Origin of the sequence: Sphingomonas sp. KRR8, assembly GCF_023559245.1 — a bacterium.
GTDB lineage: Bacteria > Pseudomonadota > Alphaproteobacteria > Sphingomonadales > Sphingomonadaceae > Sphingomicrobium.
In genome coordinates, this window is the sequence record NZ_CP097462.1 from 1,700,519 (window position 1) to 1,714,288 (window position 13,770).

The 13,770-nt window shown below is 65.3% G+C and carries 13 protein-coding genes; 6 read left to right on the plus strand and 7 right to left on the minus strand.

All coding sequences use genetic code 11. The features are described from left to right. Nucleotides 1-10: 10 nt before the first annotated feature. The 3 genes from M8312_RS08540 to M8312_RS08550 all read left to right on the plus strand — a co-directional run bounded on the left by M8312_RS08540 (nt 11) and on the right by M8312_RS08550 (nt 3,529). Nucleotides 11-721: a dienelactone hydrolase family protein gene (locus M8312_RS08540; RefSeq protein ID WP_250117292.1), complete on the plus strand. Its 711-nt coding sequence runs from the start codon at nt 11-13 to the stop codon at nt 719-721. A gap of 47 nt (nt 722-768) precedes the next feature. Next, nucleotides 769-2,763 (plus strand): NAD-dependent DNA ligase LigA, encoded by a 1,995-nt coding sequence (ligA, locus tag M8312_RS08545; RefSeq protein WP_250119746.1) that lies wholly within the window; start codon nt 769-771, stop codon nt 2,761-2,763. A gap of 445 nt (nt 2,764-3,208) precedes the next feature. Continuing rightward, on the plus strand, nt 3,209-3,529 hold the full coding sequence (locus M8312_RS08550; protein WP_250117293.1) for a UrcA family protein: 321 nt from the start codon (nt 3,209-3,211) through the stop codon (nt 3,527-3,529). Here M8312_RS08550 and M8312_RS08555 read toward each other — a convergent pair. The 4 genes from M8312_RS08555 to M8312_RS08570 all read right to left on the minus strand — a co-directional run bounded on the left by M8312_RS08555 (nt 3,526) and on the right by M8312_RS08570 (nt 7,450). Further along, entirely contained in the window at nt 3,526-4,407 is an 882-nt protein-coding gene (locus M8312_RS08555; protein ID WP_250117294.1) for a 50S ribosomal protein L11 methyltransferase, read from the minus strand. The two genes, M8312_RS08550 and M8312_RS08555, sit on opposite strands and share 4 nt — an antisense overlap. Beyond that, nucleotides 4,404-5,327, minus strand: coding sequence for a subclass B3 metallo-beta-lactamase (bla, locus tag M8312_RS08560; RefSeq protein ID WP_250117295.1), 924 nt, complete (start codon nt 5,325-5,327; stop codon nt 4,404-4,406). The genes M8312_RS08555 and bla overlap by 4 nt, the downstream gene beginning before the upstream one ends. After that, nucleotides 5,317-6,018, minus strand: a complete 702-nt coding sequence (locus M8312_RS08565; RefSeq protein ID WP_250117296.1) for an SDR family NAD(P)-dependent oxidoreductase — start codon at nt 6,016-6,018, stop codon at nt 5,317-5,319. Before M8312_RS08565 ends, bla begins: the two co-directional genes overlap by 11 nt. A 91-nt stretch (nt 6,019-6,109) precedes the next feature. Next, nucleotides 6,110-7,450: a methyl-accepting chemotaxis protein gene (locus tag M8312_RS08570; protein ID WP_250117297.1), complete on the minus strand. Its 1,341-nt coding sequence runs from the start codon at nt 7,448-7,450 to the stop codon at nt 6,110-6,112. 159 nt (nt 7,451-7,609) lie between these two features. Here M8312_RS08570 and sdhC point away from each other — a divergent pair, with 159 nt between their 5' ends. The 3 genes from sdhC to sdhA are packed head-to-tail and all read left to right on the plus strand — an operon-like array spanning nt 7,610 to nt 10,233. Further along, the gene (gene sdhC / locus M8312_RS08575; protein ID WP_250117298.1) at nt 7,610-8,005 is read left to right on the plus strand and encodes a succinate dehydrogenase, cytochrome b556 subunit; all 396 of its coding nucleotides are present in this window, start codon (nt 7,610-7,612) and stop codon (nt 8,003-8,005) included. Beyond that, complete coding sequence (sdhD, locus tag M8312_RS08580) at nt 8,002-8,433, plus strand: succinate dehydrogenase, hydrophobic membrane anchor protein (protein ID WP_250117299.1); 432 nt, start codon at nt 8,002-8,004, stop codon at nt 8,431-8,433. The genes sdhC and sdhD overlap by 4 nt, the downstream gene beginning before the upstream one ends. Next, nucleotides 8,434-10,233 carry a succinate dehydrogenase flavoprotein subunit gene (sdhA, locus tag M8312_RS08585; protein WP_250117300.1) on the plus strand — a complete coding sequence of 600 codons (1,800 nt, stop codon included), beginning with the start codon at nt 8,434-8,436 and terminating at the stop codon, nt 10,231-10,233. 12 nt (nt 10,234-10,245) lie between these two features. Here sdhA and recN read toward each other — a convergent pair whose 3' ends face one another. The 3 genes from recN to secF all read right to left on the minus strand — a co-directional run bounded on the left by recN (nt 10,246) and on the right by secF (nt 13,761). Further along, nucleotides 10,246-11,895 (minus strand): DNA repair protein RecN, encoded by a 1,650-nt coding sequence (gene recN / locus M8312_RS08590; protein ID WP_250117301.1) that lies wholly within the window; start codon nt 11,893-11,895, stop codon nt 10,246-10,248. 22 nt (nt 11,896-11,917) lie between these two features. Further along, nucleotides 11,918-12,718 carry an outer membrane protein assembly factor BamD gene (locus M8312_RS08595; protein WP_250117302.1) on the minus strand — a complete coding sequence of 267 codons (801 nt, stop codon included), beginning with the start codon at nt 12,716-12,718 and terminating at the stop codon, nt 11,918-11,920. 80 nt (nt 12,719-12,798) lie between these two features. Further along, entirely contained in the window at nt 12,799-13,761 is a 963-nt protein-coding gene (gene secF / locus M8312_RS08600; RefSeq protein WP_250117303.1) for a protein translocase subunit SecF, read from the minus strand. Between the last annotated feature and the right edge of the window lie 9 nt (nt 13,762-13,770).

The following is a 13,770-nucleotide window of genomic DNA, read 5'->3' on the forward strand; positions in this document are numbered from 1 at the left end:
TGGAGAAATCATGCCAGGAACGCCCGTTTCGCAGCAGTTTGCCGGCGAGTCGCTGGAGCATGTCTGGATGCCGGCCGCGGGCCAGGCGCACGGCACCGTGATCATCGTTCCCACGGTGATGGGTGTGACCGACCTGGAGCGTGGGTTCGCCACTCGGCTCAATACATGGGGCTACCATGCCTTCATCGCCGACACTTTCGGCAAGCAGTTCCGCGGGGCCGCGCGCGACGTCATGTTCGGTGAGCTAAACCGGCTGCGCAGTGATCGCGCCGCGCTGAAGGACCGGCTGCTCGCCATCCTGGACGTCGCCCGGCAGCAGCAGGGCGTCGACGCCGACCGCATCGCCGCCATCGGCTTCTGCTTCGGCGGCCAGTGCGTGCTCGACCTCGCCCGCACCGGGGTCGACATCGCCGGCGTCGCGAGCTTCCACGGCCTGTTCGACCCGCCCGGCCTTCCTGCCAACCCGATCAAGGGCAAGGTGGTCGCTTATCATGGCTGGGACGACCCGATGGTCACACCTGAGGCGGTCGTCGCGCTGGGCAAGGAGCTGACGGAAGCCGGGGCGGACTGGCAGATTCATGCCTATGGCCACACCGGCCACGGCTTTACCAACCCCAACGCCACTCGGGAAATCGGCATTCCGGGCGTCCAGTATAATGAAGCGGCCAACCGCCGCAGCTGGCAGGCGCTGGAAGATTTCCTCGGCGAACTGTTCAGCTGAGCGTGGCCGGGCCCCAAGTCAGCGAGGCCGAGGCAGCCAACCGGCTGATGCGGCTGGCGCGTGAGATTGCGCGCCACAATCGGCTTTACCACGACCGCGACACGCCCGAGGTCAGCGATGCGGAGTATGACGCGCTGGTTCGCGAGAATGCTGCGCTCGAGGCCGCCTTTCCGCAGTTGGTCCGAGCGGATAGCCCCTCGCGCCAGGTGGGTGCGGCGCCGTCCGGACCTCTGGCGAAGGTCACCCACGCTCGCCCGATGCTCAGCCTCGAAAACGCATTTTCGGCGGAGGACGTGCTTGAGTTCGTCCGTCGCGTGCGCCGCTTCCTCAGCGTGCCCGAGACTGAGGCGGTAGCGCTTACCGCCGAGCCCAAGATCGACGGCCTGTCCTGTTCGCTTCAATACGAGGACGGACACCTCGTCCTTGCCGCCACCCGTGGGGATGGCGCCATCGGTGAGGACGTTACTCCCAACGTCCGTACCATCGCCGACATTCCCCAGACGCTTGTCGGTGCTCCCCAAGTGCTCGAAGTGCGCGGCGAGGTGTTCATGTCCAAGGCAGACTTCGCCGCCCTGAACGAGCGCCAGGAGGCAAGCGGTGGCAAGCTGTTCGCCAATCCACGCAACGCCGCTGCCGGCTCACTCCGGCAAAAGGACCCAGCAATCACTCGCGAACGGCCCCTTCGCTTCCTCCTGCACGGCTGGGGCGAGCTGTCGGAGCCGCTCGGCGCGACGCAAACCGAAGCAGTCGATTGCCTGGTCAAGCTCGGCTTTCCGCTTGCCAAACTATTCCGCCGCTGCGCCGACGCGGATGAAGCGCTGGCCCATTACGCCGCCATTGAACATGCCCGAGCCGACCTTCCGTTCGACATCGACGGAGTGGTCTACAAAGTGGACCGCCTCGACTGGCAGGAGCGGCTGGGCAGCGTGGGCCGCGCGCCACGCTGGGCAATCGCTCACAAATTCCCGGCCGAGAAGGCCGAAACCACCTTGGAGCGAATCGAAATCCAAGTGGGTCGAACCGGCAAGCTAACTCCCGTCGGACGCCTCAGGCCGGTCGGCGTCGGCGGCGTGATCGTCGCCAACGTGACCCTCCACAACCGCGATGAGATCGCCCGGCTCGGCCTTCGCGAAGGTGACCGCGTCCGCATCCAGCGCGCCGGGGACGTCATCCCCCAGGTGGTCGAGAACCTGACGCGAGGCGAGCGGCGCGACCCCTTCGTCTTCCCCGACCATTGCCCCCAGTGCGGCTCGGAAGCGGTCGCCGAGGAAGGTGAAGTCGACGTCCGTTGCACCGGTGGGCTCATCTGCCCGGCCCAGCGGATCGAGCGCCTCAAGCATTTCGTCAGCCGCGGCGCCATGGACATCGACGGTCTCGGCGAAAAGACCATCGAAGAGTTCGTAGCGCTCGGCTGGCTCCACGGCCCCGCCGACATCTTCCGACTGGGGCAGCATCGCGCCGACTTGCTCGGCCGCGAAGGGTGGAAGGAGAAGAGTGTCGAGAACCTTCTCGCGGCCATTGAAGCCCGCAAAGGGTTCGATCCGGCGCGTTTTCTATTCGGGCTCGGCATCCGTCACATCGGCATCGTGACTGCACGTGACTTAATGAAGGCGTTCGGCACGATCGAGGCGCTGAAGACGGCGGCGCTCGGCGAGGACGGAATGGCCGAGCTTGCCTGTGTGGAGGGGATTGGTCCGGTCGTTGCCGAGGCGTTGCGCGATTTCTTCCACGAACCGCACAACCGCGAACAGCTCGCCGAGCTCGTCGGCCTCGCCCGCCCCGCTGCGTTCGTCAGCCAAACCCGCGTAACGGAATGGAGTGGCAAGACGGTCGTATTCACCGGCTCCCTCCAGACCATGAGCCGGGAGGAGGCAAAGGCGCAGGCCGAGAAGCTGGGCGCGCGATCGGCCGGTTCGGTCAGTGCCAAGACCGACCTGGTGGTGGCTGGACCCGGCGCAGGGTCGAAACTGAAGAAAGCCGAGGAACTCGGCATCCGGGTGATCGGCGAGGAAGAATGGGCGCGGATCGTGGCGGACGCCTGAGCGGCTGATGCTTGGCGTACTTGGGCACATCGCGCTCGCCCTCGTTATGCAGCATTTGGTGGATCGGATTTGCCGCAGCCGTGTCGCTGGGGCTGCGGCGGCCATTGCGTGGGCAATCGCGCGCGAAATCACTCAAGCGGAATACCGCTGGATCGAAGCCTACGCACAGGGGCAGCGCGCCAACATGCCGTGGTGGGGCGGGTTCGACCTTCGCGTCTGGAACCATCTCGACCCGTGGCTTGACTGGCTTCTGCCGACTGGGGCCGTGTGCCTCGTCCTTGTATGGAGCGCTCGCAAGTCCACCAGATGATCGCGAATAGGTTGGCTTGCCTGCACCAGCTTAGCGCTGGGTGTCGCCACAGACCCCTTTACTGTAACATTACAGTTATTTGACAATATCTTTTCATGCGCATTACACATCCTTGACAAGGATTGGAGACTCGCCATGCGCCTTCTGTTTCTCACCGCCGCCCTCGCTGCTGCTCCGGCCGCCGCCGTCGCTCAGCCGGCGGACACGCTCGTTGTTCACGGAGCCCGCACGCTGGCTGACAACCAGCAGCTGGTCAGTTTCGGCGATCTCAAGCTGGCGAGCCTCAGCGGTCAGCGCGCGCTGCGCAGCCGGGTGGACCAGGCGATCACGACATTGTGCGACAGTTCGCACTTCTCCGTGACCGACCCGCAGGGATCGCTGAAGTGCGCCAACCAGGCGTGGAATGATATCGCGCCGCAACTCGCCGCGCTGACCCCCCGTCTCGCTTCGCGCTAAACGGAGCGATCAAGCACGAGAATACGCCACTCGCCGTAGCCGCCGTCGACCAGGCGGCAGCCACGGCTGGTGTAGGCTTCCGCAACCGCTGGGGCCTGACTGTCGAGTAGTCCGGCCAGGACCAGCATGGCTCCCGGCTGAAGCGCGCTGACGAACGCCGGGGCAAGTTCGATCAGCGGTCCGGCGAGAATGTTGGCGATCAGCAGGTCGAAAGGCGCGCGCGCGGCAAGCAGCGGCGAGTCCATCCCGTCAGCCGGTGCCAGCAGCAACTCGCCAGCGCCATGCCCCATCATTATCCCGTTGATCGCCGCATTCTCGCGCGCGACATCGACAGCGATCTCGTCAATGTCGGTCGCGATTGCCTTTGCCTCCGGCCAGAGCTTCAGCGCCGCAAAGGCCAGAAGCCCAGTGCCCGTGCCGATATCGGCGATGTTGACGAAGCGCCGGCCCTCCTGCTCGAGCCGATCCAGCGCCTGCAAGCATCCCTTGGTAGTCGCATGCTGGCCCGTACCGAACGCCAATCCCGCATCGATTTCGAAATTGATCGATTGGGGGTCTGGCGACGCCGTCGGGGTATGCACGTGAAACCGGCCAGCCCGGATCGGCTCCAGCCCCGCCTGGCTTTTCGCCACCCAATTCTCTTCCTGCAGTCGCTCGATGCGCGGCGGTCCGCTCGCGAGGGAGCTCAGCACCGCCAGCGCTTCGGCATCGGGCTGCCCTTCGAAGTAGGCGTGGATCAGCCATTCGTCCGGGCGGCTCTCGTCTGGCTCGTCGGCGACCAGAACGGGCGGTGAATCACGTTGCGGGAACAGCTCCTCCGCGCCTCCGATCGCCTCGCCCTGAGCGCGAGTAGCAGGCAGGGTGACCCGCCAGCTCACTTCCGCGCCGCCTCTTTACTCAGCCGGTCGTCGAGCGCGCGGCCCTGCTGGCCGGCATACTCCTTGCAGGCAGCGGGATTGAACAACGGCTTGTCGCCGTTCAGCCGCTCGGTGGTTCCACTGGCACTCGGATGGGGGGTGAGCAGGATCTCGCAGCGCAACCCTGCCACCTTCGCAAGCGAAGCGCGGAAGGCGGCGACCGTGTCGGGATGGGCGGAGAAACGGTAGGCGTCACCGCTGACCGGCGAGAGGCTGTCGGCGTAGACCATCGATCGGCAGACGGCCCCATCACAGCTCTCCCAGGACCAGCTCAACGCACCTGGCGTGTGACCGGGCGTGGCATGCGCCTGGATATTGATGTCGCCCAACCGCAGCATCTGACCATCGGAAACGATCCGATCGGCGACGACCTTGGGGTATGGACCAAGCGAGCCGGCCTGCGGATCGGCCGGGTCGGTAGTGCCGTTGGCCATGGCCCGGGCGGCCGCCGCCGAGGCGATCACACTGGCACCTGTGAGTTGCTGCAACTTGGCGATGCCACCGACGTGGTCGGGATGCTCGTGACTCTGCAGTATCCAGCGCACGTCACGCATACGGAAGCCGAGAGAGCGGATGTTGTCGGCGATCAAATCGGCGGCGCGCTCCGGTCCGCCATCGATCAAAACATCGCCGCCCGGGCTGGTGATCAGGATGGACGAAATGCCGCAGGTTCCGACCAGATAGACGTTGGCGTGGATGCGGACCGCAGGCGCCGGCTTGGTCCAGCTGCTCTCGTCGGTAGCGCCAGCGCAGGTCTGCGCCCACAATGGGCCATAGGTCTCGATGGGCGCCCTGACCGGCTCGGGATGGGGTGGCGGCTTGCCCAGCGGAACCACGATCTGCTGCAGCGCGAGCAACAGAAGGGCGGGGCTAACGAACATAGCTCGCTCCGTTCGCGTCGATTACGCTGCCAGTGGCGCTCGGCGGCGCGTCGGTCGCCAGCCAGCGAATGATTTTCCCGATTTCGGCGGCGCTGGCCACTCGCCCAAGGGGGATCTCCGACAGGATCTTCTCGCCGCCCCGGCTGGCCAGATACTCCTCCGTCATCTCCGTCACGGTGAAGCCCGGGCAAACCGCGAAAGCGAGGATGTTCTCCCCGGCATAGCCGCGGGCGATGGTCTTGGTGACACCGATCATCGCCGCCTTGGACGCCGCATAATGCCAGTGCTGGGGAGAGTCGCCGCGATAGCCTGCGCGGCTCGCGACGTTGACGATCCGGCCGCCGCCATTCTTGCGGAAATGGCCGATCGCAAGCCGGGAGAGATCGGAGGAAGCGGTGAGGTTGATCCGCATGGTTCGCTCCCACGCCGCCAGCCACTCTTCTTGAGCAGCGTCGTCGCTGACGGCCTCGTAGATGCCGGCATTGTTGACGAGCACGTCAACCTTGCCGCCCAGCGCCTCGACCGCCGCCTCCCACAGCACGCGCGGAGCCGCGGGGTCGCTGAGATCGGCCCCGAGCAAGCCGGACCCGCCCTTGGTAGAGTGCCCGGCAACCCTGTGGCCAGCGACGGTGAGTGCGTCGAAGGCTGCCTTGCCGATGCCTCGGCTGGCGCCTGTGAGGAGGATGTTCATGAGCCCGCGTTAGCGCTGCTGCGCTCGACAGCAAAGCCTCATCGCCCGTCCTCAGGACGAGCGATGCGCCGGAAGGGCGAAACGACGCGCGTCAGGCGGCGAACTTGCTCACGAATTCGGCCGTGGCGTTGCGGAAGTCGCCAATCTGGTCGGAGAAGCGGCCGAAGCCCTGCTCGACCTGGTCGATGTCGCGCGCGACGCTTTCGGTGTCCGAGCGGATCGCCGCGATCGTCGAGCTCATCGAGTCGGCCGCAAGCGCGGTCTCGTCAACGGCGGCGGTGATCATGGTGACCGTCTGGGCCTGCAGCTCCATTGCCTGGCGAATCCGGTCTGCGCTGGTCTGCACTTCCTCGACCGTGCCCTGGATCGAGCCATTGGCCTCCACCGTCTGGCGAGTCGCTTGCTGGATAGCGGTGATCTTGGCGGTGATGTCGTCGGTCGCGCGGGCCGTCTGGCTGGCGAGGCTCTTCACTTCCTGGGCCACGACCGCGAAGCCGCGACCAGCATCACCGGCCCGCGCTGCTTCGATCGTCGCATTCAGCGCCAGCAGGTTGGTCTGCCCGGCAATGTCCCGGATAAGGCCGAGGATTGATTCGATCGCCTCCACATGCGCGGAAAGCATTCGGCTGACTTCGACGGCCTGGCTGGCCTGGTCTCCGGCCTTGGTCGCGATTCCCGCCGCGACCTCAACCTCCGACCGCGCGTCCTCGATGGCGCGGATGAGCCCCGCCGCGGTCTGCGCGGCCTCGCGCATAGCGACGGCCGACTGCTCGGCCGCGGCGGCGACTTCGCTGGTCTTGCCAAGCATCCCGCGCGCCGAACCCGCAGTGCTGCTGGCTTGGCCGCGCAGCTGTTCATTCTCACTGACGCACTTGGTGACGACGCTCATCACCTTGCGATTGAATTCTTCCGCCTGCTGTTGCTGTTGCGTGTCCACGGCGGCGCGGGTGATCGACACCGTGTGGTGTACGAACACATCGATCTCGAGCGCCTCTACCTCTGACAGGGTTCGGCACATCGCCACCAGTTCTGCCTCGTCGGTGACCGTCTGGCGAATGGCAGCATAAGCTGCCTCCGTCTCGGCGTTCAATCCGGCGAGCAGCGTCGAAAGGCTGAGGTTGGCCCCAAGCGCCTTTTCGACATAGCCGCGAGCGGTCGCCACCCATGTGGGGTCATCGAGGCGGGAGAACTTGGCCCGGATGTAAGGAACGATACGGTCCGCGAGTCCCTCGATCTGGTCTTCCGAGATGGAGCCTTTCAACTCTTCGGAACTGCGATACCGCCGCCAGAATTCCCGGGCGAGTTCCTTTTCCGCATGGCTGATCTGCTGCCACAGCGCAGCGGAGCGCTTCGGCAGCTCGCCGGCGCCTTCGTAGAAGCGAAGGCCCCTTGCGAGGTCGTAGTCATGGGCCTTGGAACGCCATCCGCTCATTGGATCTCACCTGGGTGGAACAGTTTCGGTGCACCGGCTTCTGACGCCCCAATGGTTAAGGGCGGGTTAGAGCGCCTGTCCCTTGGGCTGCCTTGCCTCCCGGCCCCACGACGCCTAAGCGGCTGCCAGTCCTTTTTGCCCTGTTTTCAGAGTGAGCTCATGGCGCGCAACACGGCCCGTCCCCTCTCCCCGCATTTGTCCATCTGGCGCTGGGGTCCGCATATGGTGACCTCCATCCTTCACCGCGCGACCGGAATTGCGCTGTCGATCGGTGGTCTGCTGCTACTAACGTGGTGGCTGCTGGCGCTGGCCGGACCGGCAAGCGGCTATGTCGAGTTCGGCAAGGTCGCCGGTCATCCGATCGGGCTGCTGGTCCTTGTCGGGCTGAGCTGGTCTTTCTTCCAGCATACGTTGTCAGGCGTCCGCCACCTGATCATGGACATCGGCGAGGGCTTCGAACTGAAGCGCAACAAGTCGATGGCAATCGCCACCTGGGTCGGCGGGGCAGTGCTGACCATCGCCCTGTGGGCCTACGTCCTGGGAGTTCGCGCATGACCGGTCCCAAGGACATCGGTCGCCACGACCGCAATGCAGTGCCGGAGGGCAAGACCGCGCTTGGTCAGGTCCGCGGCCTCGGCAGCTCGCATCAGGGTGGGGAGCATTGGATCCGCGAGCGGGTGAGCAGCATTGCCCTGCTCCTGCTCGGCATCTGGTTCCTCGTCTCGCTGCTGCTGCTTCCCGACTGGAGTCAGCCAACCATCAAGGAGTGGCTGGCCAGCCCGCTCGGCTTCGTGCCGATGGCGCTGTTCGTCTATCTTTCGTTCGAGCACAGCGTCGAGGGCCTCAAGGTCGTGATCGACGACTATCAGGGTGATGAGGGCGGCCGCATCATGTGGCATCTCGTCAGCCTGTTCCTACATGTCGGTGTTGGCGCACTGGCGCTGTTCGCGCTGGCCAAGATCGCCTTCGGAGCTGCCTCGTAAATGTCCTACAAGATCGTCGATCACGTTTATGACGTTGTTGTCGTTGGCGCCGGCGGCGCGGGCCTTCGCGCCACGATGGGCGCCGCGGGCAAAGGCCTGAAGACGGCCTGCGTCACCAAGGTATTCCCGACGCGCAGCCACACGGTCGCCGCGCAGGGTGGCATTGCCGCCAGCCTCGGCAACATGGGCCCGGACCATTGGACCTGGCACATGTACGACACCGTCAAGGGCTCTGACTGGCTCGGCGACCAGGACGCGATCGAATATCTCTGCCGCGAGGCTCCGGCCGCAGTTTATGAGTTGGAGCACGCCGGCCTGCCCTTCAGCCGCACGGACGACGGACGCATCTACCAGCGCGCCTTTGGTGGCATGACCCAGAACATGGGCGAAGGGCCGGCCGCCCAGCGCACCTGCGCCGCTGCCGACCGCACTGGTCATGCTATGCTTCACACGCTCTACCAGCAGAGCCTGAAGTACGACGCCGACTTCTTCATCGAATATTTCGCGCTCGACCTGATCATGGTCGATGGGGAGTGCCGCGGACTGATGGCGCTGTGCATGGACGACGGGTCCATTCATCGCTTCCGTGCGCAGGCCGTGGTGCTGGCGACCGGTGGTTACGGACGCTGCTACTTCTCGGCTACGTCTGCCCACACCTGCACCGGCGACGGCAATGCCATGGTGCTCCGCGCCGGCCTACCGCTGCAGGACATGGAATTCGTGCAGTTCCACCCGACCGGCATCTACGGCGCGGGCGTGCTGATCACCGAAGGTGCGCGTGGCGAAGGCGGGTACCTTACCAACTCCGAAGGCGAGCGCTTCATGGAGCGCTATGCGCCCAGCGCCAAGGACCTCGCCAGCCGCGACGTTGTTTCCCGTTCGATGGCGATGGAAATCCGAGAAGGACGTGGCGTCGGCAAGGAGAAGGACCACATTTTCCTTCACCTCGACCATATCGACCCGAAGATCTTGGGTGAGCGCCTGCCGGGTATCAGCGAGACCGCGAAGATCTTCGCTGGCGTCGACCTGACGCGCGAGCCGATCCCTGTCGTGCCGACCGTTCACTACAATATGGGCGGCATCCCGACCAATTATCATGGCGAGGTCGTCACCCTGAAGGACGGCAATCCGGACGCGGTGGTGCCAGGCCTGTTCGCCGTGGGCGAAGCGGCCTGCGTCTCCGTCCATGGCGCCAACCGCCTCGGCTCCAATAGCCTGATCGACCTGGTGGTGTTCGGCCGCGCGACCGGCCTGCGGCTCGGCGAGATCATCAAGCCCGGCGCGAACCAATCCCTGCTGCCCAAGGACAGTGCCGAACTGTCACTCGGCCGCCTGGACAAGTTCCGCTACGCCGACGGCAACACGCCGACCGCCCAGATCCGCAACGAGATGCAGCGCACCATGCAGGCTGACTGCGCGGTTTTCCGCACCGAGCGGACGCTGGCCGAGGGGCAGGAGAAGATCGACACGATCTTCCGCTCCATGGGCGACGTGAAGGTCACCGATCGCAGCCTCATCTGGAACACCGACCTCGTTGAAACGCTCGAGCTCGACAACATGCTAGGGCAGGCCGTCGTCACCATGCATTGCGCCGCCAACCGCAAGGAGAGCCGCGGCGCTCACATGCATGAGGATTATCCGCACCGCGATGACGCCAACTGGATGAAGCACACCATTGCGTGGCTCGATGGCTGGGGCGGCAATTTCGGGCGCGGCGTGGCGATCGATTACCGCCCGGTGCACGAATACACGCTCACCGAGGACGTTCAGTACATCAAGCCAAAGGCTCGGGTGTATTAAGCGCCGCCGCGATCAGGCCGCGAGGAGTCTGGCGGCCTGTGCGCGAGCTTCGTCGGTGACGTCGGCGCCCGACAGCATTCGGGCGATCTCCTCGCGCCGCTCCTCCGGGCTGAGCTTGCGCACCGTCGTTCGGGTTCCCGCCTCGCCGTGGCTTTTCTCGATTCGGTAATGGTGTTGGGCACGGGCAGCGACCTGCGGCGAGTGGGTGACGACCAGCAACTGGCTCTGCTGCGCCAGCCGGGCCAGACGTTCACCGATGGCGCTGGCGACCGCCCCGCCGACGCCGCGATCAATCTCATCGAAGATCATGGTCGAAGCACTCCCCGCCTCCGCCAAAGCAACCTTGAGCGCGAGGATGAAGCGGGACAATTCGCCCCCTGATGCGATCTTCGTCAGGGCCCCGAACGGAGCGCCGGGGTTGGTGGATACGGTGAATTCCACCCGGTCGCTTCCGGATGGCCCCGCGGCTGCCGGCGACAGGGATGTGCGAAACGAAGCAGACTCCAATTTCAAGGGGGCAAGCTCGTCGTTGACGGCCGCATCGAGGCGCACAGCCGCATCGGATCGCGTCTGCGTCAGCCCGGCGGCCGCGGCCTCATAGTCCTGCCTGGCCTGCGCCAACGACCTCTCCAGCCGGGCGATCCGCTCTCCGCCCGCCTCGATCAACGCAAGCCTTGCCTGCATGTCGGCGCCAAGCGCCGCAAGCGCATCCGCCTCGACGCGATGCTTGCGAGCCAGCGCGCGGATGTCGAACAGCCGGCTTTCCACCAACTCGAGCCGCTGAGGATCGAATGACATCTCGTCGGCGGCACGGCCGATGCGCTCCTCCGCCTCGGCCGTTTCGATCACGGCCCGATCGAGCCCCGCCAGCGCCTCGGCCAACAGGGGGTGGTCCGCGGCACCGCGCTCGATCTTTCGTGCCGCCGCCCGCAACAACGCCAGCGCCCCGTCGGAGCCCCCAAGCAGCTCGTCGAGACCCTGCAGCGCCTCGCCCGCCCGCGCGCCAGCCTGCATCGCAGCGCGTTGCTCCGCCAGCGATGTTTCCTCACCCGGATCGGGAGCAAGCTTGGCAATCTCGTCGGCGGCATGCGTCAGATAGTCGCGGTCGCGCTCGGCCTCTTGTGCCGAAGCCCGCGCCTGGGCGAGATCCTCTTCCACGGCCTGCCACCGGCTCCAGGCGTCGGATACCGGCCGTACGTCGATCCTGGCGAAGGCGTCGAGCAGATCGCGGTGGCCCTTGGGGTTGAGCAAGCCTCGGTCGTCATGCTGGCCATGAATCTCGACGAGGGTCGCACCGACCTCCCGTAGCACGGCGGCTGGCACTGGTGCGCCGGCCGCAAAGGCGCGGCTGCCGCCATCGGCCTTGACCTGCCGCCGCAATAGCAAGGGTTCGCCGGGCTCCGCCTCCACGCCAGCCTCGTCGAGGACCGTCAGTCCCGGATGATCGGCCGAAAGATCGAAGGCCGCGGAGACCGCGGCGCCTTCCTGCCCGCTACGTACCAGCCCGCTGTCGGCGCGCGCACCGAGCGCCAGTCCCAATGCGTCAAGCAGAATGGATTTGCCGGCGCCGGTCTCGCCCGTAAGCACGCCCAGACCGGTGCCGAACTCAAGCTCCAGCCGGTCGATCAATACCACGTCGCGGATGACGAGTTGCCGCAGCACTCCCCCGCCCCGCTCCGCCGCTCTAGCTTCGGCGAGCGGCCGCCGCCTGTCGCGGCGCCTTGCGCTGGATCAGGTCGAAGGCATGCTTGTACCAGTCGCTACCTGGATAGTTGCGGCCCAGCACCGCCGCGGACTTCTCCGCCTCGTCCGGGATGCCGAGCGCCAGATAGCTCTCGGTCAGGCGCATCAGCGCCTCGGGCGTGTGGCTGGTTGTCTGATACTTGTCGACCACGGTGCGGAAACGCTGAACGGACGCCAGCCAGTTGCCGGACCGCTGATAGAAGCGCCCCACTTCCATCTCCTTGCCGGCAAGATGGTCGTTGATCAGGTCGAGCTTCAGCCGCGCGTCCGAAGCATAGCGGCTCTCGGGATAGCGACGGATGAGCTCGTTGAAACTGTCGAGCGCCTGGCCCGTCACCTTCTGGTCGCGGGTCACGTCCGCGATCTGGTTGTAGTAGCTCATGGCCACCAGGTAGCTGGCGTAGGGCGCGTCCTTGTTGCCCGGGTGAATCGTCAGAAAGCGCTGCGACGAGCTGACGGCATCCGGATACTTCTGCGCCATGTAGTAGCTGAACGCGCTCATCAGCTGTGCGCGGCGAGCCCAGACGGAGTAAGGATGCTGGCGTTCGACTTCGTCGAACAGCTTTGCGGCGTCCTCATACTGCTGGCTGTCGAGCCGCTGCTTGGCAACGCCGTAAAGCGTGTTCACGTCGCTGGCGACGTAGTTGACGTCGCTCTTCGCGCGGTTGCGGGCACAACCGGTGACCGGAACGATGATCGCGCAGGCAACGAGCGCAGTGGCGACCCGGGAAAACTTCAGCATGGCAGGCCTTCTAACGCTGACGGGAGGGCAGGGAAAGCGCCGCTTTAGCCCAAGGATTGATGAACGGTCGCTGGCTGAGGTCAGACCACCGCCCCATCATCGCGCGGGACGACTTTCTCGCCGTCATTCGACTTCAGGAAGCTGTCAGGCTTGACGCCGAGCCACACCAGCACCGGAGCCGAGATATAGATCGACGAATAGGTGCCGATGAACACACCGAGGAAGATGGCGATGGCAAGGCCGAACACGACCTGAGGTCCGATGGCCATCAGGATGGCCAGTGCGATCAGCACCGTCATTGAAGTGACCACCGTCCGCGCGAGGGTCTCGTTCAAAGACAAGTTGAGCAGCGGCAGGATGCTCATCTTGCGATACTTGCGCAGGTTCTCGCGGACGCGGTCGTAGATGACTACCGTATCGTTCAGCGAATAGCCGATGATCGTCAGAATCGCCGCGACGACGTTCAAATCGACCTGCAGCCGAGTGATGGAGAAGAACCCCACGGTCATCGCAACGTCGTGCGCCAGCGTGAGCAGCGCGCCCACGCCGAATTGCCATTCGAAGCGCCACCAGATGTAGACGGCGATGCCGAGCATGGCGAGCGCGATGGCCATCGCGCCATTCGCAGCCAGCTCTTCCGAGACCTTACCCGACACGGAGTCGCCGGCGTTGACCTTGGCGCCAGGATATTGCGTGACGATCATCTGGCGCAGCTGGCTGACCACCTGATTGGCGGCGGCTTCCGGCCCCGCCGGCTTTGGCAGGCGGATCTGATAGGTCTTCTCTCCGCCCAACGACTGGATGCTGGCTTCACCATCACCCAGCCGTTCGACGCGCGCTCGCAGGTCGTCAATGTGGACCGGCTGAGCAAACTCGGCCCGGACCACCTGGCCACCGACAAAATCGATGCCGAAGTTGAGGCCACGCCATAGGGTGATGGCGATCGCGCCGATGGTCAGCAGGGTGGACACCACCACCGCCACATTGCGCCACCGCATGAAGTCGATGTTGGTATTGTCCGGGACGAGCTTCAACAGCTTCATTGTCGAACC

Coding starts and splice junctions, on each gene's coding strand:
- sdhD (WP_250117299.1), top strand. CDS start 8,002: ATGACCGGTCCCAAGGACATCGGTCGCCACGACCGCAATGCAGTGCCG.
- M8312_RS08595 (WP_250117302.1), bottom strand. CDS start 12,718: ATGCTGAAGTTTTCCCGGGTCGCCACTGCGCTCGTTGCCTGCGCGATC.
- sdhA (WP_250117300.1), top strand. CDS start 8,434: ATGTCCTACAAGATCGTCGATCACGTTTATGACGTTGTTGTCGTTGGC.
- M8312_RS08550 (WP_250117293.1), top strand. CDS start 3,209: ATGCGCCTTCTGTTTCTCACCGCCGCCCTCGCTGCTGCTCCGGCCGCC.
- sdhC (WP_250117298.1), top strand. CDS start 7,610: ATGGCGCGCAACACGGCCCGTCCCCTCTCCCCGCATTTGTCCATCTGG.
- M8312_RS08570 (WP_250117297.1), bottom strand. CDS start 7,450: ATGAGCGGATGGCGTTCCAAGGCCCATGACTACGACCTCGCAAGGGGC.
- bla (WP_250117295.1), bottom strand. CDS start 5,327: ATGTTCGTTAGCCCCGCCCTTCTGTTGCTCGCGCTGCAGCAGATCGTG.
- M8312_RS08565 (WP_250117296.1), bottom strand. CDS start 6,018: ATGAACATCCTCCTCACAGGCGCCAGCCGAGGCATCGGCAAGGCAGCC.
- ligA (WP_250119746.1), top strand. CDS start 769: ATGCGGCTGGCGCGTGAGATTGCGCGCCACAATCGGCTTTACCACGAC.
- secF (WP_250117303.1), bottom strand. CDS start 13,761: ATGAAGCTGTTGAAGCTCGTCCCGGACAATACCAACATCGACTTCATG.
- M8312_RS08540 (WP_250117292.1), top strand. CDS start 11: ATGCCAGGAACGCCCGTTTCGCAGCAGTTTGCCGGCGAGTCGCTGGAG.